Annotated in this window: 22 protein-coding genes; 18 read left to right on the top strand and 4 right to left on the bottom strand. The window is 37.0% G+C overall.

Annotated elements, in window-relative coordinates; translation table 11 throughout:
* Positions 1-47: 47 nt before the first annotated feature.
* The 3 genes from aspS to WJM97_RS07910 form a co-directional block, all read right to left on the bottom strand.
* Positions 48-1,841: an aspartate--tRNA ligase gene (gene aspS, locus WJM97_RS07900; protein WP_353932494.1), complete on the bottom strand. Its 1,794-nt coding sequence runs from the start codon at positions 1,839-1,841 to the stop codon at positions 48-50.
* Between the two features lie 294 nt (positions 1,842-2,135).
* The gene (gene miaB / locus WJM97_RS07905) at positions 2,136-3,500 is read right to left on the bottom strand and encodes a tRNA (N6-isopentenyl adenosine(37)-C2)-methylthiotransferase MiaB (protein ID WP_353932495.1); all 1,365 of its coding nucleotides are present in this window, start codon (positions 3,498-3,500) and stop codon (positions 2,136-2,138) included.
* Between the two features lie 100 nt (positions 3,501-3,600).
* Positions 3,601-4,692 carry a glycosyltransferase family 1 protein gene (locus WJM97_RS07910; RefSeq protein ID WP_353932496.1) on the bottom strand — a complete coding sequence of 364 codons (1,092 nt, stop codon included), beginning with the start codon at positions 4,690-4,692 and terminating at the stop codon, positions 3,601-3,603.
* Between the two features lie 100 nt (positions 4,693-4,792).
* Here WJM97_RS07910 and WJM97_RS07915 point away from each other — a divergent pair, with 100 nt between their 5' ends.
* The 4 genes from WJM97_RS07915 to WJM97_RS07930 are packed head-to-tail and all read left to right on the top strand — an operon-like array spanning position 4,793 to position 9,209.
* Positions 4,793-5,935, top strand: coding sequence for a glycosyltransferase family 4 protein (locus WJM97_RS07915; RefSeq protein WP_353932497.1), 1,143 nt, complete (start codon positions 4,793-4,795; stop codon positions 5,933-5,935).
* A gap of 6 nt (positions 5,936-5,941) precedes the next feature.
* A complete protein-coding gene (locus WJM97_RS07920; RefSeq protein ID WP_353932498.1) occupies positions 5,942-6,868 on the top strand; it encodes an FkbM family methyltransferase in 927 nt (308 codons plus the stop codon).
* Positions 6,865-8,004, top strand: coding sequence for a glycosyltransferase (locus WJM97_RS07925; protein WP_353932499.1), 1,140 nt, complete (start codon positions 6,865-6,867; stop codon positions 8,002-8,004). Before WJM97_RS07920 ends, WJM97_RS07925 begins: the two co-directional genes overlap by 4 nt.
* A 17-nt stretch (positions 8,005-8,021) precedes the next feature.
* Complete coding sequence (locus WJM97_RS07930; RefSeq protein ID WP_353932500.1) at positions 8,022-9,209, top strand: glycosyltransferase family 4 protein; 1,188 nt, start codon at positions 8,022-8,024, stop codon at positions 9,207-9,209.
* A 54-nt stretch (positions 9,210-9,263) separates the two neighbouring features.
* On the opposite strand, the gene WJM97_RS07935 is transcribed toward WJM97_RS07930, so the two are convergent.
* Positions 9,264-11,351 (bottom strand): polysaccharide biosynthesis tyrosine autokinase, encoded by a 2,088-nt coding sequence (locus tag WJM97_RS07935; protein WP_353932501.1) that lies wholly within the window; start codon positions 11,349-11,351, stop codon positions 9,264-9,266.
* 395 nt (positions 11,352-11,746) lie between these two features.
* On the opposite strand from WJM97_RS07935, the gene WJM97_RS07940 reads away from it, so the two are divergent.
* The 14 genes from WJM97_RS07940 to WJM97_RS08005 all read left to right on the top strand — a co-directional run bounded on the left by WJM97_RS07940 (position 11,747) and on the right by WJM97_RS08005 (position 26,298).
* Complete coding sequence (locus tag WJM97_RS07940) at positions 11,747-12,484, top strand: HpsJ family protein (protein WP_353932502.1); 738 nt, start codon at positions 11,747-11,749, stop codon at positions 12,482-12,484.
* Between the two features lie 29 nt (positions 12,485-12,513).
* On the top strand, positions 12,514-14,094 hold the full coding sequence (locus tag WJM97_RS07945) for a cyanoexosortase A system-associated protein (RefSeq protein WP_353932503.1): 1,581 nt from the start codon (positions 12,514-12,516) through the stop codon (positions 14,092-14,094).
* Positions 14,095-14,239: 145 nt separating this feature from the next.
* Entirely contained in the window at positions 14,240-15,451 is a 1,212-nt protein-coding gene (locus WJM97_RS07950) for a glycosyltransferase (protein ID WP_353932504.1), read from the top strand.
* Positions 15,448-16,569 carry a glycosyltransferase family 4 protein gene (locus tag WJM97_RS07955; RefSeq protein ID WP_353932505.1) on the top strand — a complete coding sequence of 374 codons (1,122 nt, stop codon included), beginning with the start codon at positions 15,448-15,450 and terminating at the stop codon, positions 16,567-16,569. The genes WJM97_RS07950 and WJM97_RS07955 overlap by 4 nt, the downstream gene beginning before the upstream one ends.
* 16 nt (positions 16,570-16,585) lie before the next feature.
* Positions 16,586-17,335 (top strand): class I SAM-dependent methyltransferase, encoded by a 750-nt coding sequence (locus tag WJM97_RS07960; RefSeq protein WP_353932506.1) that lies wholly within the window; start codon positions 16,586-16,588, stop codon positions 17,333-17,335.
* Between the two features lie 110 nt (positions 17,336-17,445).
* Positions 17,446-18,114 (top strand): methyltransferase domain-containing protein, encoded by a 669-nt coding sequence (locus WJM97_RS07965; protein ID WP_353932507.1) that lies wholly within the window; start codon positions 17,446-17,448, stop codon positions 18,112-18,114.
* Between the two features lie 174 nt (positions 18,115-18,288).
* On the top strand, positions 18,289-19,656 hold the full coding sequence (locus WJM97_RS07970; RefSeq protein ID WP_353932508.1) for a hypothetical protein: 1,368 nt from the start codon (positions 18,289-18,291) through the stop codon (positions 19,654-19,656).
* Positions 19,653-20,780, top strand: coding sequence for a glycosyltransferase family 4 protein (locus tag WJM97_RS07975; protein ID WP_353932509.1), 1,128 nt, complete (start codon positions 19,653-19,655; stop codon positions 20,778-20,780). Before WJM97_RS07970 ends, WJM97_RS07975 begins: the two co-directional genes overlap by 4 nt.
* A gap of 49 nt (positions 20,781-20,829) precedes the next feature.
* The gene (locus WJM97_RS07980) at positions 20,830-21,621 is read left to right on the top strand and encodes an FkbM family methyltransferase (protein ID WP_353932510.1); all 792 of its coding nucleotides are present in this window, start codon (positions 20,830-20,832) and stop codon (positions 21,619-21,621) included.
* Between the two features lie 14 nt (positions 21,622-21,635).
* The gene (locus WJM97_RS07985; RefSeq protein WP_353932511.1) at positions 21,636-22,799 is read left to right on the top strand and encodes a glycosyltransferase family 4 protein; all 1,164 of its coding nucleotides are present in this window, start codon (positions 21,636-21,638) and stop codon (positions 22,797-22,799) included.
* Positions 22,800-22,808: 9 nt separating this feature from the next.
* Positions 22,809-23,783: a GDP-mannose 4,6-dehydratase gene (locus WJM97_RS07990; protein ID WP_353932512.1), complete on the top strand. Its 975-nt coding sequence runs from the start codon at positions 22,809-22,811 to the stop codon at positions 23,781-23,783.
* A 24-nt stretch (positions 23,784-23,807) separates the two neighbouring features.
* Complete coding sequence (locus WJM97_RS07995; RefSeq protein ID WP_353932513.1) at positions 23,808-24,932, top strand: glycosyltransferase family 1 protein; 1,125 nt, start codon at positions 23,808-23,810, stop codon at positions 24,930-24,932.
* A gap of 24 nt (positions 24,933-24,956) precedes the next feature.
* Positions 24,957-25,625: a methyltransferase domain-containing protein gene (locus WJM97_RS08000; RefSeq protein WP_353932514.1), complete on the top strand. Its 669-nt coding sequence runs from the start codon at positions 24,957-24,959 to the stop codon at positions 25,623-25,625.
* A gap of 13 nt (positions 25,626-25,638) precedes the next feature.
* Positions 25,639-26,298 carry an acyltransferase gene (locus WJM97_RS08005; protein WP_353932515.1) on the top strand — a complete coding sequence of 220 codons (660 nt, stop codon included), beginning with the start codon at positions 25,639-25,641 and terminating at the stop codon, positions 26,296-26,298.
* The last annotated feature ends 35 nt before the right edge of the window (positions 26,299-26,333 follow it).

Genomic DNA, 26,333 nt, shown 5'->3' on the forward strand with positions numbered 1-26,333 from the left:
AAAAAATAAACCCCCCACTAAAAACTTAGCAGAGGGAATAATCAAACCTACTCTTTAACTTTCGGTTTAAAAGTCGAAGCAACATGAAGTTCTTTCAACTGTTTAGCATCCACATTTGCAGGTGCATCTGTTAACAAACAACGTGCTTGTTGAGTCTTCGGAAACGCAATGACATCACGAATTGACTCTTCTTCAGCTAACAGCATTACCAACCGATCTACACCGTAAGCAATACCACCATGAGGAGGAGTACCATATTCAAAAGCTTCTAACAAAAAGCCAAATTTACTTTGTGCTTCTTCCGGTGATAAACCAATAGCTTCAAACACCTGTTCTTGAATTTCTCGCTGATAAATTCGCAGACTTCCACCACCAACTTCAAACCCATTTAGAACCAAATCATATGCTTGAGCGCGAGCGGTTTTTAAGTCACCTAAATCATCAGGATGAGGTGCAGTAAATGGATGGTGTAAAGCTTCTAATCTTTTCTCATCTGCATTCCATTCAAACATCGGGAAATCTGTAATCCAGAGGAAGTTATTTTTCCCTTCTGGAATTAAATTAAATTCCCTAGCTACAAATTGGCGTAACCTATCCAATGTTTTATTTACAATTCCAGTATCATCGGCGGCAAATAATAATAAATGTCCAGGTTTTGCACCAGTTCTAGTTAAAATTTCTTGCTTTTGTTCTGGTGTTAAATTATCTTTAATTGCACCAATGGTATCAAGTTCTCCATTTTCCCGCACGCGAATATATGCTAAACCTTTCGCACCGGCTTCTGCTGCTTGTCCGAAAATATCACCCTTGGGTTTAATGCGAACATTAGAAATTGCATCGTTACCGTTAGGAATGGGGAGAATTTTAACGATTCCACCTTTGGAAATGGCATCTTTAAAGACTTTAAAACCTGAATCTTTTAAAAGATCGGAAACATCAACCAATTCCAAACCGTAGCGGGTATCTGGTTTATCACTTCCATATTTATTCATCGCATCTTTGTAGGTCAGACGCGGAAAAGGATGAGGTAAATCAATTCCTTTCACAGTTTTAAAAATGTGACAAACTAACTTTTCGTTGAGTTCAATTATTTCATTTTCCGACATGAAACTCATTTCCATGTCTAACTGGGTAAACTCCGGTTGTCTGTCTGCGCGTAAGTCTTCATCCCGGAAACACCGCGCAACTTGATAGTATCTATCCATACCGGATACCATCAATAATTGCTTAAATAGCTGGGGTGACTGGGGTAAAGCAAACCATTCACCTTCATTCACACGACTGGGAAGGATATAATCTCTTGCACCTTCAGGAGTGGAACGGGTAAGAACTGGGGTTTCAATTTCTATGAAACCTTCATTATCTTCCAAATAACGACGCATTGCTTTCACAACTTGGTGACGCAGTTGCATATTTTGCGCCATCCGTTCCCGTCGTAAATCCAAATAACGATATTTTAACCGCAAATCTTCCCGCACAGGATCATTATTACCAGTGGCGACTTGAAAAGGTAGTTGCTTACGGATACCGTTAAGTAGTTCAATTTTATCAGCGTATATTTCTACCTCGCCTGTAGGAATACGGGGATTTAAAGATTCTTCTGGTCGTTGGGTTACTCTACCAGTGATAGCGACAACATACTCATTTCGCAGCAGATTTGACTGTTGATATGAATCGGGTGTACGTTGAGGATCACTAACGATTTGGACTAGCCCAGAGCGATCGCGTAAATCTAAAAATGTTACTCCCCCATGATCACGGTAACGGTCTACCCAACCGTACAAGGTAACAGTTTCTCCAATATGCTCTTTTCGGAGTTTGCCGCAATAGTGAGTTCGCATAGTTATTCGTTCTTTTTTCCGGGCTAGATTGGTTAATAATTGTCACAGTTTTCCCATTATAAGCAAAAAGGAGTTCAGGCGTTACAGGAGTTCAGGAGTCAGTAAAGCACGTCAGAGAATAAATTCTCTGTCTCATAGCACAAGTCCGTTAAAACGGACTGCTAAATTTCCCTAGTGCTTAGTCATCTTTAGATGACTTTTGCTATTAGACTGGGAATTCATTCCCCGTCGGGTGATCTATTAACTGTCACCTGTCACCTGTCACCTGTCACCTGTCACCTGTCACCTGTCACCTCAAACCGTTACTGCTTCCCTTACTTCCACAGGTTCACCAGTTAAGCTAAAAGCGCGAACTTCAGTAATTTTTACCTTGACGATTTTTCCTTTCAGTTCGTTAATATCGCCTGTGAAGAAAGTAAGGCGGTTTCCACCTGTACGTCCCATCACCTGAGTTGGATCTTTGCTGTTTTGATCTTCAACCAAAACTTCTTCAATTCTGCCAAAGTAACGCTGCGATCGCTCGGCTGCTTTAACATTGACTAAATGATTTAATCTTTGGAGGCGATCGCTCTTGACTTCTTCGCTCAATTGATTATCCCACAAAGCCGCAGGTGTACCCGGACGAGGTGAATAAGCAGCAGTATTCAACAAATCAAAGCCAATATCATCCACCAGTTTCAAAGTATTCTCAAACTGTGCCTCTGTTTCCCCAGGAAAACCCACAATTGCATCTGCACTGATAGACGCATCTGGCATATACTTACGAACAGTATCAATAATCCGTCTGTATTTTTCCTGGGTGTAACCCCGTGACATTGCTTTCAATAACTCATTATCCCCAGACTGAAAAGGAATATGAAAATGCTCACACACCTTTGGCAACTCGGCACAGGCTTTAATTAACCTTTCCGTAAAATAACGGGGATGGCTGGTAGCAAAGCGTAACCGCTCAATCCCCGGTACATCATGAACATAATAGAGTAAATCTGTCAATGTGTGCAGGTGACGGCCTTCAGGAGTTGAACCCGGTAAGTCGCGGCCGTAAGCGTCAATATTTTGACCTAAAAGGGTTATTTCCTTGTAACCTTGTTGTCCTAAAGTTTCCATTTCCGCACGAATAGCTTCAGGGGTGCGAGACTGTTCCACACCGCGCACATTGGGAACTACACAATAAGTACAACGTTCATTACAACCATAAATCACATTTACCCAAGCTGTAACTTTACTATCACGCCGGGGTTGGGTAATATCCTCTAAAATATGTACTTCTTCCGTCGCTACCACCTGATTACCATCAAAAACCGACTCTAGCAAATCTTTGAGACGGTTAGCGTGTTGAGGACCCATGACTAAATCTAATTCTGGCACACGACGCAGTAATGCTTCACCTTCCTGTTGGGCCACACAACCAGCAACCACCAAAGTTAAATCAGGTTCTTGATGTTTGCGTTTTGCTTGCCGACCCAAATAAGAATAAACCTTTTGTTCGGCGTTATCTCGAATTGTACAAGTATTGTAGAGAATTACATTTGCATCATTAGGATTTTCTGACCATTCAAAGCCCATATCCTCTAGGATGCCAGCCATGCGCTCTGAATCGGCCTTATTCATTTGGCAACCGAAGGTAGTAATGTGGTAACGACGGGGTGAAGTGGTCATGGGAAATTACGCTTAATGAGTATCATGTATTTTAAGTCTATTTACCATTCTATCGAAAGCGATCGCCATCAGAAAATGGAACAGCGGATTAAATGAGAATTTATATATTCTCAAAGCTAGTGCAACTCGTAAAAATCCGAGCTTGGGCTGATAAATTATGCTTTTTGTACCAAGTATAAGCATGATCTGCAACTAGCTGTCCATCAGCTAAATTCATCTTTTTTTCCTGCTTGTCTCCCAACCAATAATGTTTCCCAGCTACTAAACCATCTAAATCTGCTCCTGCATACCATGTTCCCACAGGCAAGACCCCATGAGCGCAGTAAGCAGCGAAAATAGTTGATTTCGTCAAGTATTCCAACGGATAATTAAAAAAACCCACCAAAGAATTTGATAATATATCGCTGATTTCTGAAACAGACTTAATTCCTAAACAAGTGACAGGAATATTATTAACTGGGGAAATTGCAAAATTTAAACCAGGGCCAATATCTAATATTTCCTCAATTTCCAACTCTTGACAAGTCCGCTGTAAAGCTAACTGAGATTGTTGATAAACACGAGAACGGGGACCACCACCACCAAATATGACTAACCGGCGGGGACGTTGTGATAAAGGGGTAAGGTATTCAGGTTCACCCACATTAGAAAAAACCGGTAAAGTAGGAATATCTAAATGTTTTCCCTGACTAAACCTACTAATTTTCTCAGCATATCCTTGTTTACTGGTAAGACAGCGATCGCTCAATTTTACCAAACGTGCCGCTAAATTTCTTTGTAGAGGTGAAGTCCAAAACTGGCTAGTCCAAATCGCACCAAATGCGTAAACCTCATGAAACATCGTCACCAAACGGCGATTATTCCCAGTTTTGCGCCATGTTTCCAAAGCTTTCACCAACCACACCGGACAACCTCTTCTAGCGTAACCATAACCAACGTAGTGTAAAAGTACGACCTGTGCTGATTCCTGATTTTTGGGTAATAATTCTGATAAAGTAGATGCAGATTTATTTGTTACCTGCTTTACCGTAAATCCCTTTAGAGAATTTTCTCCAGTCCAATTGTCATCACCAATGATAAACTTTGTATTTACACTGAAGTCTTGACGCATTTGTTGGGCTAAATTTAGTCCATAATCTCCCACACCATCAACAGCAGGAGGCAAACGAGGTACAATCGCAGTGATTACCATATTGATACTTTAATTATTTATCCTATCTACTAGAGAATAATGATTTTATAATAGAAAATACTATGATCTTATTTGCATTTTTACACAAACAGATTTATTTATGCCGAAAACTAGAAAACTACTCTCCATTGGTCACTCCTACGTAGTCAAACTTAACCGCCGTTTAGTTAATGAAATAGCCCGCTTAGGAAAAGATGAATGGCAAGTAACAGCTGTTGCACCCAAGTTTGTGCGCGGAGACTTACGACCCATTACCCTAGAAACTGATCCTAATGAACTGTGTGATTTAAAAGCGGTATCTGTTTATAACAGTAAAATTCCTCACATCATGACATACAGTTGGCAACTGCGGGAAATTTTGCAACAAGACTGGGATTTAGTACACTGTTGGCAAGAACCCTATATATTCGCAGGTGGACAAGTAGCATGGTGGAACAAAGAGACAACTCCACTGGTTTATTCTACATTTCAAAATAAGTCTAAGCAATATCCACCTCCATTTAGTTGGATTGAACAATATGCCATGAACCGCGCCACAGCATGGATAGCCTTTGGGCAAACTGTAGCCCAAGCTTTAAAATCTCGTCCTGGTTACTCACTACCCATGCAAATTATTCCTCCTGGTGTAGATATCCAGCATTTCTACCCCTCAGTAGAAGCTAAAAAACAAATTCGTCATTTTTTAGATTGGGAAGAAGCAGGAACACCTGTTATTGGCTATTTAGGTCGCTTTGTACCCGAAAAAGGATTAAATTTATTAATTTCTGTTTTGGATAAATTAGAAACTCCTTGGCGAGCATTATTTGTAGGTAGTGGAGTGATGGAATCATCATTACAAAATTGGGCAAAACGCTATCCTGAACAGGTAAGAATTTGTACAGATGTTAAACATAGCGAAGTTCCCCAATACCTCAACGCAATGGATATACTTGTTGCCCCTAGTCAAACTGTATCCAACTGGCGAGAACAGTTTGGCAGAATGTTAATAGAAGCCTTTGCTTGTGGTATACCTGTCATTGGTAGCGACAGTGGGGAAATTCCCTATGTCATTGAAAATGCAGGTATAGTAGTTGCTGAAAATGATGAAAACGCTTGGATAGAAGCTATTTCAGATTTACTAAATAGTCCATCTCATCGTCAACAATTAGGAGAAAAAGGTTTAGAAAGAGTCCATAAATTCTATACTTGGTCATCTGTAGCTAAACAACATTTACAGTTTTTCATAGAAATTATGGAGAATTAAATTTACATGAAAACAGCCCTACGTGATTCACTAGCTTCTTTCTGTCGTTCTGTCCCATATTTTAAAGGCAAGTATAGACTTGCTTCTGCACTTGTTCCCCTACTTACTAACTATCAAGTTGAACAAGAATGTCTTGTTACAGTCAAGATGCAAGATGGTAGTATTATCAAATTGGATTTACGTAGTTTATTAGAGCAAAAAGTATTTTTTACAGGAGAATATGATAGCGATATTATCCACATTCTATCTAAAACCTTACACCCTGGGGTAGTCATATTAGATATTGGCGCAAATATTGGACTTTATTCTATAGCTCTAGCTGAAAAACTCAAACAAATCTCCAATAATGGACAAATATGGGCTTTTGAACCTACACCTACCAACTTTCAACGCTTATCTAATTTAGTAGAAATAAACAACTTAAACAATACTGTTTATCCCATTAATACTGCTTTAGGTAACATCGAGGGAAATATTCAACTTTGTCTGGTAGATGAAAAAAACAATTCATCTACTGGTAATGCTTTTTGGTTAAAAGAAGGTTTACCTAATCTTGAGAAAGCTACCTGCACAGCACCAATTACAAAATTAGATACATTTGTCCAACAAAATAGTATTACTAAATGCGATCTCATCAAGGTTGATATTGAAGGGGCAGAAATGGAGTTTCTATTAGGTGGAATGAGTTTTATTCAGAAAACCAGACCCATAATTTATGGAGAGTTTAATCCTTTCTGGGTTAAGCATTTTGGATATTCATTTGTAGATGTAGCAAAATTGTTCATGCCTTGGGAATATAAATTTTATCAGCAAGTAGGGCGTAAAAGTTTTGTAGAAATTACGGAATTGAAAGAAGGTATATGTGATGTATTAATGATTCCTCAAGAAAAATTAACTGGTATTTATTCTCAATTGAATACATTATTAAGATGACAACAATTCGTCTCGCTATTATCTGTGACTATCTGGAAGAAAAATGGCATAGTATGGATTTATGCTCGCAGATGCTAATTAAACAACTGCAAACTGAACACACTGCATCTATCGAAACTATACAGGTTCTTCCCAAATTTAAAAAACGATTTCAATACATCCCCCGACTGGGTAAAAAGCACTTTGCATATAATGCAGACCGTTTACTTAACCGAGCTTGGTACTATCCCCAATATCTCAAAAAGAGATTAACAGAATTTGATTTTTATCACATTGCTGACCATTCCTACGCCCAAATAGCCTTGGTTTTACCCCCAGAACGTACGGGAGTATACTGTCATGATATAGACGCTTTCCGCTCCCTTTTAGAGCCGGAAAAAGAACCTAGACCAGCTTGGTATCAAGCCATGTCGCGGCGGATTTTACGTGGTTTACAATCTTGTTCGGTAGTATTTTATTCTAATCAAGAAGTTAGGAAACAAATTGAATATTATCAACTGGTAGAACCATCAAAGTTAGTTGAAGCTCCTTTAGGTATTGCTCCTGAATTTAGTGTTAATACTGAGAATACCAGTAATCTAGATTCAGCAATTTTAGAAAAAATAGGTAATCACCCTTTGCTGCTTCACGTTGGTAGCTGTATTCCTAGAAAACGGATTGACGTTTTATTAGATGTATTTGCACAAGTCAGAAATATTTATCCAGACTTACGACTTATTAAAGTTAGTGGAGAATGGACACCAAGCCAAAAACAACAAATTAATGATTTGAATATTAACGAGTCAATAATTCATCTGTATGGATTAGAACGTGCAACAATAGCATCTCTTTACCAACGAGCATCAGCAGTGTTACTAACCAGTGAAGCAGAAGGTTTTGGACTACCTATAATTGAAGCCTTAGCTTGTGGTGCAATAGTTATAGCTAGTGATATTCCTGTATTGCGTGAAGTGGGAGGAAAAAGTATAATATATTGTCCTACTGCTGATATTTCAGCTTGGGTAGAAATAGTAGGAAAAGTATTAGCCAACCCAAATATTGCCCCTACTCTTGATATTCGTTGCAGTCAAGCACAAAAATATTCTTGGTCTCATCATACTCAAATTATTGCCCAATCTTATTTAAAATTAGTCTAAAAATAGAATTGAATAGTATGAAAATTTTATTTATTAACCCGGTAGGAGCTATTGGTGGGGCAGAAAGAGCTTTATTAACTATCATGGCTGCACTTTTTAACACCAAACCAGATATAAAAATCTACCTGATTGCTGGTACAGATGGACCGATGATAGCACAGGCTGAAAAATTGGGTGTAGAAGTTAAAGTATTAAAATTGCCAGAAGAATTTAACCAATTAGGTGATAGTGCTTTAAAAAAAAGTAGTAAATTTATAGGAGGATTAAAACTACTATTGCAGTTAGTCAGTCTTACTCCTAGTTTATGGCAATATCTCCAAGAATTCCGCCAAACAATAGAACTAATACAACCTCAGATAATTCATACAAATGGAATTAAAGCTAATCTAATTACTGCCTTATCTGGCATCAAAAATATACCTATAATTTGGCATATTCAAGATTTTTATGGTGCGCGTCCTTTAGTGGCAAAAGTGCTAAAATGGGCAAGTAAAAGGGCAACAAGTGCGATTGCAATTTCCCAATCGGTAGCTGAAGATGTCAAAAAAACATTACCTGGTTTAGCAGTAGAAGTAATTTACAGTGCTATAGATATTAATTACTTCTCTCCTGTAAATTCACTCTCTAATTTTCCTATGCGAGTAGGATTAGTTGCTACTTTTGCTCGTTGGAAAGGTCATGATATTTTCTTAGCAGCAGCATCAGAGATTATCAAAACCAACCCTAATTTAAACGTCCGGTTTTGTATAGTCGGAGGAGCAATTTATAAAACCCGTGGTTCTCAATTTTCAGAACAAGAATTAAAAGAGAAAGCCACGCATCTAAATATTTTAGACAAAGTAGATTTTCTTGGTTTTCAGCAAGATATAGCCCAAGCTTATCGAGCTTTAGATATTGTAGTTCATGCCAGCACCCAACCAGAACCCTTTGGTTTAGCAATAGTAGAAGCAATGGCTTGTGGTAAACCAGTCATAGTATCTCAAGCTGGTGGTGCAGCAGAATTATTTACCCATAATTATGATGCCATTGGTGTCCCTCCTGGAGAACCCAAAGCTTTAGCAGTAGCTATTTTAGATTTATTAAATCAGCCAGAAAAACGTCAATTGATTTCAGAGCAAGCAAGGCAAACTGCAACAGAGAGATTCAATTATGAACGTTTAGGTGGGCAAATTTTAGCGGTTTATCAAAAAATACAACTTGAATAGTTAATGATGTAGAGAAATTATTCAAAAACATCTTTACAAGAAAACCATCAATAACTAAACTGTACTACTTGCGTAAGCAGAGTATTGTTGATTAGCATTGATACCGTTCATGGCTATACCTAAAACATTTTGGTCTGCTTTTTCCAACATTTCCTTAGACAAAGAAATACTGGTAGAATCAACAACTCCAGGTCTAACTACAAACAAAATTCCATTTACCAATTTACCCAGAATAGTAGCATCCGCAGCTACAGTTACAGGCGGGGTATCTATGATTACAAAATCATATTTTTGAGCTACCTGTGCCACAAACACAGCCATTTGACTAGAATCAAGTAAAGCCCCTGGGTTATTGCTTGATTCACCAGCAGTCATAACTTCTAAACCAGGAGTAATTTCAGTAACAGCCTGTTCAACATCTATCTGACTTTTGAGAATATTACTCAAGCCCACTTCATTAGATATTTCCCAGATTTTGTGTTGACTAGGATTACGGAAATCTGCATCTACCAGTAATACATTGCGTCCTAATTGAGATATGGAAAAGGCTAAATTAGCTGCCACCGTTGATTTACCTTCTTTGGGTACAGCACTAGACACTACAATTACCTTAATTGATTGTTCTGAATTGAAGAATCTCAAATTAGTTTGCAGCATCCGAAAAGCTTCACTGATATGAGAATCAGGTTGTTTTCTGACAATTACTTCTGGAGTAAAAGCACCATTGGGGAAAGGTGGAATATAACCTAATAAGGCATAACCCAATAAATCTTTAGCAGATTTAGGAGTTTTGATAGTTTTGTCTAGTCTTTCTAATACAAATGCTGTAGCAACACCCAATACGATACCACCAATGAATCCTTGCAATAAATTAATGTATTGACGACTTCTGACTGGTACTCCGGGAATTAAAGCAGGTGTAACAACCCTCGCATTACTGACTTGCAGATTTTCAGCCACTTGTAGTTCTTCATACCTACCTAAAAGAGACCGGTAGCTAGATTCACTAGCAGCTATTTCCCGTTCTAATTGGCGTTGTTGTAATTCCAGTTGTGGTAAGGTGTTAGCTCTTTGTCTGTAAGACTCAATTACATCTGCTAAAGATTTCAGTCTTACCTGCAAACTGAGTCTTTCGGCTTCCACACTAGCAAATTGACCCAAAAGACCCTGTTGTAAGCCTAAAGTCCTCAACTGGACAATATTTTCGGGATTTTTGACTTGATTTAAACGCCCAGCTTTACCGATAAAACTTTGTTCTATTCGTTCCTTTAATTCTTCTCTAAGAATAATCTCCTCTTTTTTGAGGTCAATCATCGTTGGATGAGTATCTGTCAAACGCAACCCTGTCACAGCTATCCTTTGTTGGAGATTCTGTAACTGTCCAAGCACTTCTGTCGTTGATGGAGATTCACCCACAAAACCAGAGAGTACAGCATCCTGGGAAGTAACCCCAAAAATTTTCTGAATTGATTGCATCCTTGCTGTTTGAGATGATAAATCTGATCTCGTATCAGCCACTTGTTTATCCAAAGCAGTTAGAATGCTCACACTGGATGAAGCTTCTGCTGTCAGGTCTAGAACCCTATTTTGTTGTTTGAATAGCTGTAATCTACGTTCAGCTGCTTGCAGTGCAGCTTTTCTAGCTGGTAATTGTTGAGCGATAAAATCCCTAGCTGACTTGGTTTGAGCGCGGTTGGCTTCAATATCGTTTTCTATATAAATTTTCATCAAAGTGTTAACCACAGAAGCCGCTTTTCCGGGTTCTTCATCTGTGTAGAATATTTCCAGAATATCTGTATTTTCAATGTTTTTGACTTTTAGGTCTTGCAGAAATACCAATGGATTCATGTTTAATCCCAGGGTATTAATAGTCCTTTCCGCTAGGGGTATAGAACTCAAGACAGCTACCTCCGTTCCTAAAGGTCTACCGCTGACTGAACTCTCCAATTGTCCTAATTGATTTCCCACTCCTGTCAAAGAAGATGTAGAGTTCTTTTTCAGAACTAGCTGTCCCCCAGCTTGATAAATAGGAGTTTCCGTAACTGTTTTAATTACACTTAATGCTACAAGAGTTAAAAAGACAATAGAAGTCGGCAACCAACGTCTTTTAATTATTGATATGTAGTGTAGATACTCTTCCATACTTTTACTGAGAGATTTTGATATGTTATGTTTACTGCTTTAGGTTTTAAACTTGTCTACCTAAAAAATTGTTACTGTACGTAAATACACTGCCTACCCATGTTGAACAGGATAATTGCAAGTAATATTGCTGACCTGACAATAAAGGCTTTGGGTTGAGGGTAAAAGTTAATCCTAGTAAAAATACTATACCATTTCAAAAACTTTGTTTTAACAGGCTGTTGATGTTTAGTTTGTCTAAATTTTATGCCTTTGTCAATACAACAATCGCTAGTGAGGAGGTTGACATTAGAAATTATCGCTATGAAGAGGTAAATAAATTTTGTGGGAAGACAACAATAAGTTCACAATGTATGTTATGTATTAAACGTACACATCCATATAAAATACGGTCAATGACAGCAGAACGCCCGAAAAAAAAGTCCCAAGATCCCCTAGAAGTAACAGAAGTAATTCAAAATCTCTCTTTTCCTGTATTTCGCTTACTAGGTTATGCTCTCTTAATATTTTCTGTCATTGATTATCTAGCCATACTTATTCCCCCTCAACTGACTAACCCATCATGGGAGTTTCAAGCTATTAGTAGAATGGTAGACCACGTGTGGTCTATTCTATTGGGGTTGACATTTATATTTTTGTATAGTAAGGGCAACATCATCAAACCCAGAGAAATAACTATTTTAAAGTCTTTATCTTGGATTGCTTTGTTAGTAGGTATATTTTACCTGCTAATGCTGCCTTTGGGTATAAATAACAGTCTTACACTGTATAGGAGTTTAAATAATCAATTCATCAATCAACAGGGACAACAACAAGAGCAGTTACAACAAGTAAACGAGAGATTAAAAGCAACAAATTCTCTGCAAGAATTAAATACCCTAGCAAGAGTATTAAACATACCCGCTGAAAATATTGCTAGTCAGTCAACCCAAGAGTTGAAAACTAAGCTATCTCAACAAATACAAAAAGCTGCGGATAACTCTACTGCTACCGCTAAAGCTACCAAGAAATCACAGGTCAACAGTTTGATTAAAAATGCAGTCAGAATAAATTTAGGGGCAATACTATCAGCAGTTTTTCTAATTGCTATTTGGAACATGACTCGCTGGATCAGAGTAATTGATAAAATTTAGGATGGTCAAGGTAGTAATTAGGATTAAAAATGTTTATCAATCGTCAGCAGCTGGACAAATTAACACAAACAGTTCTGCTCCAATTTAAACCATTACTAAAAAACCAGCATTTTTTTTTGCTGGGAATTTTTACTACTTTAGCTGTCTTGCATTTAAATATCATTATAAACCACCGAATTGAAAGTGAAAATATCGCTTTTTATGCTATTTACTGGGGAGGTATATTATATTTACTATTCAAAAATCCGCCAACCATAACAAACCCTAACCAAGTTTCTAGTTATTTAGGTTGTGGTTTACTATTTTTGGTGATACTTAGACCTATTAATTTTTGGCATTTAGACCTAATGCTATTTAGATTTGGTCCGGTGATAGCCGGTTTAGGTTTAGGTTTATTATCCTTTGGATTTTCTGGATTGAAGCATTACTGGCGATTGTTTTTGTTATTGTTATTGATGCTTTGTCCCTATGGCTTTATTAATGAAATTTTTAATTCTCGTTTACATTTTTCAGAGGTAACTGCGGCTACTTCTGCTTTTTTACTTCATTATATAGGTCTTGGCGCTACTCATACAGGTGCTTTAGTGAAATTGCCTACTGGACAAGTAGAGGTTCTTTACTACTGTACTGGTGGACTATTAATAGTGTGGTTATTACAACTTACTCTACTAATGATCGTGGTTGTTTTTCCCCTGAATTGGAAACAACAATGGGGATTATTTGTATCTGCTTTTGCTACGGGATTTTTGGTTGGATGTATCCGTGTTGCTTTGTTGGCTGTGGTTGTGAATAATAAGAGTGTGTTTGACTACTGGCATAGCTATACTGGGGGAAGCATTTTCATGGCGATCGCCACTGTTACCTTTGCTACTCTATCTAATTGGATATTACCAGTAGACATCTTATCTAATCAAGTTCAAACTGAGTCAAAAAACTTAGAAATAGAACCTAAAAGGGTAATTTTTCTAACTACTACCTGGTTAGGAATTATCTTGACATTTTTTTATTTAACAGTCAGTAAAAAAACTATTGGTACTAATATTTTTAGTGAACAAATAGCTGTGGAAAATTGGCAACAAATAAAAGCTCAATCTTTAGGAAAACAGAAATATGATATTCCTGATGATAACAAACATTTTTTATCAGATGCAGGGCATAATTATACCTATTATCAGAAAAATCAAGAAATGCAAATACAAATGCGTTATGTGGTAAATACTAGAGGTGAAATTAATCCTTTTTTACTTCAGATCAATCAAGAACTAAAAGAAAAAGCTAATCAAATTATCGAATATTTACCAGAAGTTGGTTACTATTCACTTTATAATGATGGAAAACAAGCTTACTTAACATCTTGCATTAATCCACGTGGAGGTAGCACTGTCAATTCATCTCAATTCATGAAGAATAGATATAACTACGATATTAATATCAATAGAATTATACCTTGGATTTTAGGAAAGGATTTTCTCCGTGATGATCGCTGTATATGGACACAAATATCTTTACCTCTCAATGACAAGGTTGCTACTGAAATTTACCCTATGTTAAAATTAGTTTGGCAAGATAATTACATTACATGGCAGTATTTTTTAAGAAAAGGCTATTAAGTATTTCACATATATAAATTACTTAAACTCTTTTTAAAATTTACTTTCACCATACACAATTTATCTGATAAGACTTGGCTAGGTTTATATTCAAAAATCATGTTTCCTTAATTAACTATGCCATTATCTGTTAATTCCAAAAACTATGACTAAAAAACCAGATTATAGGATTATCCATTTATCTAAATATTATCCTCCAGATCGAGGTGGAATAGAAACTCATGTGCAAACCCTAGCCCAAACTCAAGCAGCTTTAGGTGCAGAAGTTCATGTAGTTTGTGTCAATGCCTTTGATGAACAAGGCAACTTATCTAGACGCACCCACACTGTAGAAGAAATGGATGGTGATGTTCATGTTATCCGTATGGGGAGGCTGTTATCATTAGCAAGATTGGATGTGTGTCCAGAACTGCCTAAAACATTGTTTCAAATAGTCAAAGAACCAAATATCGTACTACACCTGCACACGCCAAATCCCACAATGTTAATAGCTCTGACTATACTGGGAAATTCTTTACCTTTAGTGATTACACACCACAGTGATGTCATCAAACAAAAAATTTTAAAGTATGGGCTACGGCCATTTGAGCATATAGTTTATAGCAAAAGTTCACAGGTTTTAACAACCAGTTTTCCTTATATTCAAGGTTCAAAATTCTTACGTTTTTATCATCATAAACTTAGTTACTTACCACTAGGTTTAGATGCAACTAACTACAGTCAGCCTAATCAAAAAGCCCTTGCTTTCAGAGACAAACTGAAAAATCAATATCCTGGTCCAATTTGGTTAGCAGTTGGCAGATTAGTGTATTACAAAGCCTTACACATAGCTATCCAAGCTCTGAGTATGGTAGAAGGAACATTAATCATCATCGGTGTTGGAGCTTTAGAATCAGAACTCAAAACTCTAGCCAAAAAATTAGGCGTATATCAAAGAATTGTGTGGCTGGGACGAGTCAGTGAAAATGAACTTGTCGGTGCTTATCATGCTGCTACAAGTCTGTGGTTTCCCTCCAATGTTCGGAGTGAGGGTTTTGGTTTAGTTCAAGTAGAAGCCATGGCTAGTGGTTGTCCTGTAATCAATGCCAATATTACCTGTAGTGGTGTACCGTGGGTAAGTCGGCATGAACAAGAAGGACTGACTGTACCCGTTAATAATGCAGTAGCGTTAGCAAGAGCTTCACAACGATTACTAAATGAGAAGGGTTTACGAACGAGACTCGTTGAAGCTGCCCTGAAAAGAGCAGAGTATTTTAACCACAAAACTATGGCAGAAAAAAGTTTTAAGTTCTATGAACAAGTCCTCAGTCAAGGGGAAAATTATGGATCAATACCAAAACCTGTAGACTTGTTATGAGAGTATTACACATTTATGCAGGAAACTTATTTGGTGGTATTGAGACTCTGTTGATAACACTGGCAAGAGAGCAAAATTTGTGTCCGCAGATGCAACACTACTTCGCTTTGTGTTTTGAAGGGAGATTAGCTGATGAACTCAGAAGTTTAGAGGCAAATGTTCAAATTCTGGGTAAAGTGAGGTTTAGTCGTCCTTGGACAGTGTGCAGAGCTAGACAGCAACTTCAGAAATCACTGAAACATTTATGTCCTCATGTTGTAATCTGCCATGAATTATGGACTTACTGTCTAGCTGCACCAGTTATTAGTCGCCAACAACTACCTTTGGTCTTTTGGATGCATGGTTGGGGTGTTGGTAACCGATGGTATGAAATTCTAGCAAGGCGGATACCACCTGATCTGGCTATAGTGAACAGCCACTATACTAACAAGACTCTACCGCTAATTTTTCCTGGATATATAGGTCATGTTTTATACAACCCAGTGAAATTACAGCCATTGAACTGTGAACAGAATCTCATTAGAGAAAGTATTCGCGAGGTTCTCCAAACTAAGCAAAATGCTATAGTTATCGTGATTACCAGCCGGATGGCTGCTTATAAAGGTCATTTAGTATTACTGGAAGCTCTTGGACAATTACAAAAATTACCAGACTGGATTTTGTGGATTGCAGGTGGTATACAACAGCCCAGTGAACAAGAATACTTTGTTCAACTCAAGAAGAGGGTCGTAGAACTGGGAATTAGTAATCGTGTCAAGTTTTTAGGTGAACGATCTGATATACCTAACTTATTAATGGCCTCTGATATTCATTGTCAGCCCAATATTGGAGCAGAACCATTTGGAATCGCATTCATAGAAGCTCTTTATGCAGGTTTACCGGTGATAACAACAGAAATTGGAGCGGCAGTAGAGATTATTACTGAATCTTGCGGTATACTCATTCCGCCAGAGGATGTTATTGCCTTAGCCAATGCTTTGTCCGACTTGATTAAAAATCCAAACAAACGGTATCGTTTGGGGGTAGAAGGACTACAAAGAGCGCGAGAATTATCTGATCCAACCAAAATATTGGGGCAACTCCATGATGTATTAGCCAGTATTACTCTTGTAAACTAATTAACTAATTGATTTGATGAAAAACATACTTTTGCAATTAATTGGATGGAAAGCAATACTTATACAGGGCGATCCAACGGTAACAGATCGTTGGTGCTGGCTTCAGAATTATATTCAGTCAGGAGCAAAACGAACTCTGGATGCAGGATGCGGACAGGGTCAATTTACGATGTACTGCTCCCAATTAGGAAACCAATCTGTGGGACTAGCTTTTAGTAGTCAAGACATCCATAATGCTCAAATTCGGGCTGATATTCTGTGTTTATCTGATATAGAATTTCAGGTAGTGGATCTGCGACATCTTGATGAATTTACAGATCAGTTAGGTACATTTGACCAAATTCTCCTGCTAGAAACCCTAGAGCATATTTTCGATGATACTAAGGTGCTGGCAGATATCTACCAGCTATTGCGTCCTGGTGGTATTTTATTGGTGACAACACCATCAATAGACCATTATCCACTATGGGGAGAAAAGCTATCTGAGTATGAAGATGGAGGCCATGTACGTTGGGGTTACAGTCAAAAGGATCTAGTAACACTATTGGAAAAATTTGGTATAGAAATTCTTCATCAAGACTATATCAGCGGGATTGTTTCTCAAAAACTAGCCAGTTGGGAGTTTGGACTGAGAAAATATAACACGCTTTTATCCAGAGCAGTTACCCTTCCCTTGCGGATTTTTCATTTCCTCGATCAACCACTAACAAAGTTATTAAACTACCCCCATCTGAGTGTGGGAATTGTGGGAAGAAAACCATTGTAAAGCTACTCTATTTAAGTAGCTAAGATTGATCAATCAAATATTTTATTGTAACTTTTTCAGCAAAAGCCTGTAGCATGATGTCATCTCATGAGCAAAAACAAACAGCATCAATGAATGTAGAAACTCGAGCGCGACAAAGCCTTGGTGGTAGTAGTGAACCTGTTTACCAAATGGTGAGGAGAGTAGTACAACAATTTCATCCTAGTAGTGTATTTATAGATGTTGGTTGTGGAGGTGGTAAACTTAGGTCATTTGTGAGCGATCGCACTGATAAATATATTGGTGTAGATGTGATCCGCTATCCTGAATTACCCGCAGAAGTAGAATTTATTCCTTTTAATTTAGATATTGGTAAAGCACCTTTACCCGATCATTTCGCTGATGTAGTCTGTGCTGTAGAAACTATTGAACATTTGGAAAATCCACGAGCTTTTGTGAGAGAACTGGTCAGGTTAGCTAAACCAAGTGGGTTAGTAATTGTGACTACACCTAATCAGTTAAGTTTGTTGAGTAAGTTGACCTTAGTGCTAAAAAATCAATTCAATGCTTTTCAAACAGCACCAGGTCTTTACCCTGCACATATTACAGCTTTATTAGAAATTGATTTAATCAGAATTTTTACGGAGTGTGGATTAACTGACATCAAAATAGATTACACTAACTCTGGTCGTTTGCCGTTTACACCTTGGCACTGGCCTCAAAGTTTAGGTTTTCATGGTCGGTTGTTTAGTGACAATATTTTGTGTGTTGGTAAAAAATACCAATTCGTAAACCTGTAATTATCAGATTTCAATGATTAATTAAATATTGAATAAAGTCTTGTTTAATGATTAAAAATTACGATAAAAATTCAAAATTGAAACTCCAGGTTGGGAAGTTCTCAAAATAAAAACTTAAATATTTAGTTCATGGAAAATAATCCTAAGATAATGTTAGATTGATAGGCAAATATAGTGATTACAAATACAAATAAGGAATTATCAAATACATCTCTCTGGGAAAAACTACACTGGACATGGGCGCACACCTTTGTTTTACTACAGTTTGCCCTACAAATATTACTATTATTCCCAGCTATAGGTGTATTCCGAGCGCCCATCAGGGTTGCCGCTTTTGGGGTTGGTCTATTTTTCTTAGTCTGGCTACCTACAAAAGAAACCAAGAAACATCCAGCAACAGCACCAGCAATTATTGTCCTAGTAATTATGCTGTTACAGTTTTGTCTCCATCCTGCGATTAATTCAGTGACAGCGGGATTAGCGCAAGGAATGATGTATCTGGCTATCCTCAGTCCCCTATTTTGGGTGAGAGGACTAGAGATTACATCAATTGCTTTTGAAAGCTTGATGTTTTTAATGTGGGGTATTAATACCTTGAGCGCGGTTGTTGGTGTTTTACAGGTTTACTATCCTGGGCAATTCCAGTTAGGTCTTTCCACTGTAGTCCAAAATAACCCCTTTGGTGGAGAGAACTTATTGATCACTTTGGCAAATGGGATACAAACCTATAGACCGATGGGTTTGACAGATGTGCCTGGTGGTGCTGCTAATTCGGGTTTATATGCTCTTTTATTCGGGATTGTAATTGCTCTCAAACACAAAAACCCGATTTTGAAGATTTTGGGTGTTGTTAGTGGTGGACTGGGTTTATTTTGTATTTACCTAACTCAGATTCGTTCTGTTTTGGTATTGGCAGCTATTACTATGGTTGTGTTGATAGTGGTGTTGTTAAGAGTTGGAAAACTTGCCCGTGCCACAGCAATGATCTTTGGTGTGACAGGTTTGTTTGTGGGTTCTTTTGCTTGGGCGATCGCCATTGGTGGACAGTCAACCATGGAACGAATCAATAGTTTATTTGCCGATTCCCCCCAAGAAGTTTACCAACAAAACCGGGGTTTGTTTTTACAGGATACTATTGAGAGGTTGTTACCTAAATATCCTTTAGGGGCAGGTTTAGGACGTTGGGGAATGATCAACAGCTATTTTGGAGATAACACATATTTAGTATCTCAACCAATTTGGGTAGAAATTCAATGGACAGGATGGTTACTAGATGGAGGAGTACCACTAATATTTGCTTATATTTTGACGATTTACTCAGCTTGTCATGCTGCCTGGAAAATTGCTATCAATCGTAAATTGGGAGATTTTGCTCTGTGGGGTGGTTTAATTTTTGCTTACGATATTGGGGTAGTGGCATTGACTTTTAACTACCCCATTTTTATGAGTCAGGGAGGGATGGAATTCTGGTTACTAAATACAGCTTTGTTTGTAGCTGCTAATCATATTCTCAATCAAGAATCCTCAGAGATACAATCATGAAATCCTACTTGCTAGTAACAGGTGATTTTGTCAAAACTGGTGGCATGGATAGAGCTAATTTTGCTTTAGCGGAATATTTAGCAAAGCAAGGTGAACAAGTTCACTTAGTAGCTCATCGGGTAGCACCTGAATTGTTAGCATATCCTCATGTGCAGTTCCATCAAGTTCCTAAAATACTGGATTCTTATCTATTAAGTAGTCCTTTACTTGCTCAAACCGGACGAGTTTGGGCAAAAAAATTAACTGCTGATGGTGGGAGGGTGTTGGTAAATGGCGGTAACTGTCAATGGCCAGATGTAAACTGGGTACATTATGTTCATGCTGCTTACGAACCCAGTCAGCAAACAGGATTATTACGTCAACTCAAAGGGGTATTTTCTCGACGGCTGTTTTTAAATGAAGAAAAACAAGCATTACAATCAGCACGGGTAATAATTGTTAATTCAAATCGCACTAAATTTGATTTAATAGAGAAATTAGGAATTCCTGAACAAAAACTATACACTGTTTACTACGGTATTGATCCCCAAGTGTTTTACCCACCCACACCAGAAGAAAAATTTTCATTGCGTCAGCAGCTGGGATGGCCAGAAGATCAGCCAGTTGTCATATTTATTGGTGCATTGGGCGATCGCCGCAAAGGTTTTGATACTCTGTTTGCAGCTTGGCAAAAATTATGTAAATCCTCTGATTGGGATGGTATTTTGGTAGTTATTGGCACTGGTGCAGAATTACCACTCTGGCAAAGTCGCGCTGCTGATGCTGATATTTCCAATATTCGTTTTTTGGGTTTCCGTGCCGATGTGCCAAAATTACTACAAGCTGCTGATTGTTTAGTTGCTCCCACTCGTTATGAAGCTTATGGGTTAGGAGTCCATGAAGCCCTGTGTTGTGGTTTACCAGCTTTGGTCAGTGCTAATGCAGGAGTTGCTGAACGGTATCCACAGAAGTTAAAAGACTTATTAATTAGTAATTATGACGATGTAAATGAGTTGGTTAAAAAACTACAAAAATGGTATAAAGATAAAGAAAATTACAGTAATTTAGTATATTCAGTCTCCCAGGAATTAGGAAATTATACTTGGGATGATATGGCAAAAGCTATTTGGGAAATAACTTCCTAAACTAATAAAATAATAACGTATTTAAAATTACTAATTAGTTAATAAAACCATGAAATTGGAAAAAACACTGTTAAACTTATGCCCCAAATATCTGCGTCTCCCGGTAAAGTATCACTATCACCAAATTAGAAATAGGCTAGAAAAAGAAATATTTTATCTTCAACATTTAGAAATTAATAAAAAACGGTCAATTGATATAGGCGCAAATTCAGGACTTTATACCTATGCACTTTCCCATTTATCTAATGTAGTTGAAGTATTTGAACCACAAACATGGTGTACAGAAGATATAGTTTCATATACTAAAATATCTCCTGCGAATATTAACATTTACAATGTAGGGTTAGCAGATTTTCATGGTTCATTAAATTTACATATTCCCGTGAGTGAAGGTGACTATTCACAATTAGTTAAAGACGTGGGTAATTTAACTACTGGACTAGGCAGTTTTAGACAAATAGAAGGAGAGCAAAAAACCGTTGAAGTACCAGTTCATAAACTAGATGACTATGATTTTCAAGATGTTGGTTTTATGAAAATTGATGTTGAAGGTTTTGAATCTAAAGTGATTTTAGGTGCTAGTCAAACTATTTTCAGAGAGAAACCAATTATTCTCATAGAAGTTGAAAATAGACACTTAGAAGGTAAATCCATCACAGATGTATTTGAGCAAATATCTGACTTTGGCTATGAAGGTGGCTTCATACATGAAGGTAGTTTCCATAAATTAGCTGATTTCTACCCTCAAATTCAAGCCAAACAAAATTATTTTTTAGATGATCAATCTCATCAAAAGCAACCTATTTATATAAACAACTTTCTTTTTATACCCTTACTTTGATCATGGATAAATCAATGCGTATTATATTAGTGATGCAAGAACCCCCCTTACCTTTTGGTAGCGCACCTGCCAGATGGTACTATATTCTCCTAAAAACCTTAGTCGTCAGAGGTTATGATGTTAAAGCATTTGCAACGTGCAGCAAAATAGAAGATATTCCCAAAGTAGAAGCAATTTTTCCCGCACCAGAATATAATTTACGATGCTATCCTTCTCCAACAGAATCTGGATGGAAAGAAAAGTTACAAACCTTATATCGTCCATACTCACGAATTTTTAACCCACAACTATACCAAGATTTAGACATAGAATTAAAAAAAGACTTTGATATTCTACATTTAGAACAATTATGGTGTGGATGGTTAGGATTAAAATATATAAATAAAGCCCTACTGAATGTACATCATTTGATTTTAATTGACCAGGAACACATTAAATCAGAAACACTTCATAGTTATATCCAAAAACAAATGATGTTTTCTAGTGAACGACGTTTAATACAAAAGTATAAATATTTTCGCAGTTGTTCACCACGTTTAGTTGATAAAATTCACAAATTTAATCCTAATGCCAAGGTAGAAACAATTCCAGTTGGTTTAGACTTGAACCAATATACATATATTCCCAATGAGCAGAGAACAACAGAACCTATTATTAGTTTAATAGGTAATATGAGTTGGTATCCAGGATTTTCTGCAGCTGAAAGATTGCTAACTAGACTGTGGCCCGCAATAAAACAGCAAGTGCCTAATGGCCAATTACAAATTGTCGGTTGGTCTGCAAAATCAGCATTATCCCAATATATTAATCTACCAGATGTCACCATTGAAGAAAATGTAAAAAATATACAACCTTATTTTGAAAGAACCAGCGTTTTCCTTTACGCACCCGCTAGAGGCAGTGGTATGAAAATCAAAATATTAGAAGCACTTGCCTTTGGTATCCCAGTAGTAACAACAAGCGAAGGTTCTGAAGGGTTACCTGCTGAAGATGGTGTTCATGCAGCTATTTGTGATGAAGACGAAGGATTGATTTCCAGAACCGTGAAACTACTAAAAAACCCAGAATTACAAAATCAACAAAGATTGCAAGGAAGGAAAATGTTAGAAAGACACTGTAATTCTCAAGTTACAGTGGATGCCATCGAAAAAATCTATCATAATATGCTCAATATTTAGGTGATTTCAATGAACATGAATTATTCTCAATCATGGGTAGTCACAGGTGCCGCAGGTTTTCTGGGTTCTCATGTAGTTGAAAAATTACTAAATTGTGGTGAATCAGTCATTGGTATTGATAACTTTTTTTCAGGTAGCAAAGAGTTTATCAAGCCTTTTTTAGACAATCCCAATTTTATATTTTATGAAATGGACATTAGAGATGTAAATGAGCTAACAGTCCTATTTCAAAATCATCAGCCTAGTATAGTAGTACATTTAGCAGCCATACATTTTATTCCAGCAGCAGTGGCCGACCCCACTCTAACAGTTAGCTTAAATGTCCACGGTACTCAATGTGTTTTAACTGCGGCTCGTGTTGCAGGAGTAAAAAACTTTTGGTTTGCCAGCACAGGTGATGTTTATAAACCATCTGAATTGCCTCATCAAGAAGATAGCATTATCGAACCATTTAACATCTATGGTTTAACTAAACTGATGGGTGAACAGTTACTTAAATTAGAATCTAAACATCAACCTTCAGCTAAATTTGTTATAGGTCGGTTGTTTAATCTTTATGGTGTTCGGGAAACGAACCCTCACATAATTCCTGAGATTATCCAGCAGATACGTCAGCAACCAAATAAACCTCTATTTTTAGGTAATCTTTGGCCGCTTCGAGATATGGTGCCAGTAGAAGAAGCTGCTAGTGCAGTAATTGAATCTATACAAAAAGCACCTATAGGAATAACAACTGTTAATATTGCATCTGGCGTAGCCCATTCCATGGAAGAATTAATTGAAATAATGGGTAAAATTCTTGGTAAACCTATAGAAGTAAAAATAGATCCTGCTAAAATTCGCTCAGTAGAAAGGAGTCATTTACAAGCTGATGTGAGTAAATTAAAAAAATTGATTGGCTGGACTCCTCATTCTGATGTATATCGAGGGTTAAAAAATTTATTAATGATTGAGGATAGTACACAAGAAAATCTTATCACCTGATATATATGTGATATTTTTATAATCATGAAAATTGCCTTCAACGCTAGACTCTTAAACTCTCCAACTCTCAGAGGATGGAATCGCTATACAATTAATCTTTTAATAGAATTGTCCTCATTAGACATAGAGCTTTTTCTCTACTCTGATAGTCCATTACATGAAAGTCATCTATCAAAACTACCAAAAGACTGTTACCAAGTCCGTATCTCTCCCCCCATGCGTTATATTTTATGGGAGCAATATTGGCTACCAAAACAGTGTAAAGAAGATCAAATAGACATCCTCCATTGTCCCATGAATTTTGGTTTACCTTGGTCTAGTCCTTGTCCGCGTGTGTTAACTTTACATGATGCCATAGACCAAATTTATTACTCTCAAAATATACCTTGGAATCAACAGTTAAGTCTCGCTAATCTGCAAAACAAATTTTATCATTGGGTGGCTAGACATAGAGCAGATCATATTATTACTGTTAGCCAATATTCAAAACAAGATATTGTCAAACATCTACAAATTCCAGAAGATAAAATAACAGTTATTTATGAAGCTGCCGATGACAAATTTCATAACGAAATAACTTCAGAAAAACGAGTCCAAGTCAGAAATAAATATCAACTACAAGTTCCTTATATTTTTTACATTGGAGGTTGGGAAAAACGTAAAAATATCCCATTTTTGATTAAAGCTTTTGCAGAGGCTAACTTAGATGGTATAGAATTAGTCTTAGCTGGTGGCAAAGATGAACAACGTGAACCACTTTTAAAATTGGCAGAATCATTAGGTATTGCAAATCGTTTAAGGTTATTAGGTTGGGTAGATGACGAAGACTTACCAGCACTATATGGTGAAGCTCTTTGTTTTGTTTACCCTAGTGAATATGAAGGTTTTGGTTTACAATTATGTGAAGCTATGGGGGTAGGGTGTCCAGTTTTAGCAGCTAGAAGTAGTTGTTTACCAGAGGTTTTAGGTGATGGGGGTGAAACTTTTTCACTTGATGAAACTAACGAATTAACTAATTGTTTACGTCGCTTATTTAATGATCAATCTTATTACAATGATTTAGTAAATAAATCTAAACAACGGAGTTGTAAATTCAATTGGCAATTAACTGCTCAAACAACTATTAATGTTTACCAGCAATTAATATAAATACAAATATTGATATTCATTTTTATGGAAACCAACCTAGTTTACTTGAATTACTGGCAAAGAAAAGATCTATTAAAATCAGGAGTCCCAAAATTTCCTGTATTGAGATGGTGGTCTACGTCGGAACTGTGCGAAGTTGAAAAAGTAATTTTTAGTAAATTCAAAGATCGAGATACTCTGCTTGATGTAGGTGCTGGTGATCTCAAAATCATGGAGAAGTTTCAAAAAGCAGGTTATTCAGGACAATACCACACACAAGATATAGGTGAAGAATTTTCATATAATTATCAAAACTTAGATGTCATTGATCATCAATATGATGCTATTTTATGTCTAGATGTCATTGAACATTTACAACTACCAGAAGGTTTAGCTTTGATTCATAAAATGGTCAATCTTTTATCACCAAATGGTGTGTTAATTTTACAAACTCCTAATGCTCGGTGTGTGAGAAGTCCCTTAATTTCAGATATGACCCATTTGCATTGTTATAACTTACCTGATTTATGGACTTACCTAACTTCTATGGGTTTAAAAGTAGAAGGATACAGAGTAGCTTTTGAACGAGAAAATACCAACCTGATTCAGCGTGGGTTAGAATTAATCAATAAATATATAATTACTCGAATTTTAGGTCTAGACTACGCAGATAATATAGTTATCGTCGCCTATAAATCAAAAATTATTCAATAAATTAAATATTGATATGGTATATCGTTTGATTCGTAAAGCCTTAAATGTTAACTGGCTTTCCCAATTGCAACTCAACAGTTGTGCCAGAAAATCTGGTATATTTGCCTGTCGGGGTAGGATTCAACTTAGTCTATGTTCAAATACTATTATTAATGCAGGTAAAAAAGTTTGTTATGTTGGCATTCCGTTATTAGGAAAATCAACACCAATAAATGATACAACAGTAATTGTCGCTGGCTCTAATGCCATATTAACTTTAAATGAATGTACTATAGGCAGGGGTGTAAAATTGGGTGTTGGAAATTCTGCATATCTGAGTATAGGAAGTAATTCTTATATTACTGACAGCAGTAGAATAGCTGCTCAAAACTCAATTACTATTGGCAAAAACTGTGCTATATCCTTTGGAGTCACAATTATTGATGATGATGGCCATGGATTTGGTTTACCTCCTTATTCAGCCCCAATAGTGATTGAAGATAATGTCTGGGTTGGTTGTAATGTAACTATTTTAAAAGGCGTGACAATTGGTGAAGGTTCAGTTGTAGCCGCCGGTGCAGTTGTAACCAAATCTTGTCCACCTCATTCTTTGATAGGAGGAGTGCCAGCCAAAGTAATTAAACAAGGAGTAAATTGGACTGATAAATCTAAACTTGAGCAATCGTTAATGTAAACATTTCGCTACTCATTTTTTCTGTTATTCTTCCT

The sequence above is a fragment of the Okeanomitos corallinicola TIOX110 genome (genome assembly GCF_038050375.1).
Lineage (GTDB): Bacteria > Cyanobacteriota > Cyanobacteriia > Cyanobacteriales > Nostocaceae > Okeanomitos > Okeanomitos corallinicola.

Bases quoted from the DNA above. Each gene is read 5' to 3' on its own strand.
- aspS (WP_353932494.1), bottom strand. From the start codon at position 1,841: ATGCGAACTCACTATTGCGGCAAACTCCGAAAAGAGCATATTGGAGAA.
- miaB (WP_353932495.1), bottom strand. From the start codon at position 3,500: ATGACCACTTCACCCCGTCGTTACCACATTACTACCTTCGGTTGCCAA.
- WJM97_RS07910 (WP_353932496.1), bottom strand. From the start codon at position 4,692: ATGGTAATCACTGCGATTGTACCTCGTTTGCCTCCTGCTGTTGATGGT.
- WJM97_RS07915 (WP_353932497.1), top strand. From the start codon at position 4,793: ATGCCGAAAACTAGAAAACTACTCTCCATTGGTCACTCCTACGTAGTC.
- WJM97_RS07920 (WP_353932498.1), top strand. From the start codon at position 5,942: ATGAAAACAGCCCTACGTGATTCACTAGCTTCTTTCTGTCGTTCTGTC.
- WJM97_RS07925 (WP_353932499.1), top strand. From the start codon at position 6,865: ATGACAACAATTCGTCTCGCTATTATCTGTGACTATCTGGAAGAAAAA.
- WJM97_RS07930 (WP_353932500.1), top strand. From the start codon at position 8,022: ATGAAAATTTTATTTATTAACCCGGTAGGAGCTATTGGTGGGGCAGAA.
- WJM97_RS07935 (WP_353932501.1), bottom strand. From the start codon at position 11,351: ATGGAAGAGTATCTACACTACATATCAATAATTAAAAGACGTTGGTTG.
- WJM97_RS07940 (WP_353932502.1), top strand. From the start codon at position 11,747: ATGACAGCAGAACGCCCGAAAAAAAAGTCCCAAGATCCCCTAGAAGTA.
- WJM97_RS07945 (WP_353932503.1), top strand. From the start codon at position 12,514: ATGTTTATCAATCGTCAGCAGCTGGACAAATTAACACAAACAGTTCTG.
- WJM97_RS07950 (WP_353932504.1), top strand. From the start codon at position 14,240: ATGACTAAAAAACCAGATTATAGGATTATCCATTTATCTAAATATTAT.
- WJM97_RS07955 (WP_353932505.1), top strand. From the start codon at position 15,448: ATGAGAGTATTACACATTTATGCAGGAAACTTATTTGGTGGTATTGAG.
- WJM97_RS07960 (WP_353932506.1), top strand. From the start codon at position 16,586: ATGAAAAACATACTTTTGCAATTAATTGGATGGAAAGCAATACTTATA.
- WJM97_RS07965 (WP_353932507.1), top strand. From the start codon at position 17,446: ATGAATGTAGAAACTCGAGCGCGACAAAGCCTTGGTGGTAGTAGTGAA.
- WJM97_RS07975 (WP_353932509.1), top strand. From the start codon at position 19,653: ATGAAATCCTACTTGCTAGTAACAGGTGATTTTGTCAAAACTGGTGGC.
- WJM97_RS07980 (WP_353932510.1), top strand. From the start codon at position 20,830: ATGAAATTGGAAAAAACACTGTTAAACTTATGCCCCAAATATCTGCGT.
- WJM97_RS07985 (WP_353932511.1), top strand. From the start codon at position 21,636: ATGCGTATTATATTAGTGATGCAAGAACCCCCCTTACCTTTTGGTAGC.
- WJM97_RS07990 (WP_353932512.1), top strand. From the start codon at position 22,809: ATGAACATGAATTATTCTCAATCATGGGTAGTCACAGGTGCCGCAGGT.
- WJM97_RS07995 (WP_353932513.1), top strand. From the start codon at position 23,808: ATGAAAATTGCCTTCAACGCTAGACTCTTAAACTCTCCAACTCTCAGA.
- WJM97_RS08000 (WP_353932514.1), top strand. From the start codon at position 24,957: ATGGAAACCAACCTAGTTTACTTGAATTACTGGCAAAGAAAAGATCTA.
- WJM97_RS08005 (WP_353932515.1), top strand. From the start codon at position 25,639: ATGGTATATCGTTTGATTCGTAAAGCCTTAAATGTTAACTGGCTTTCC.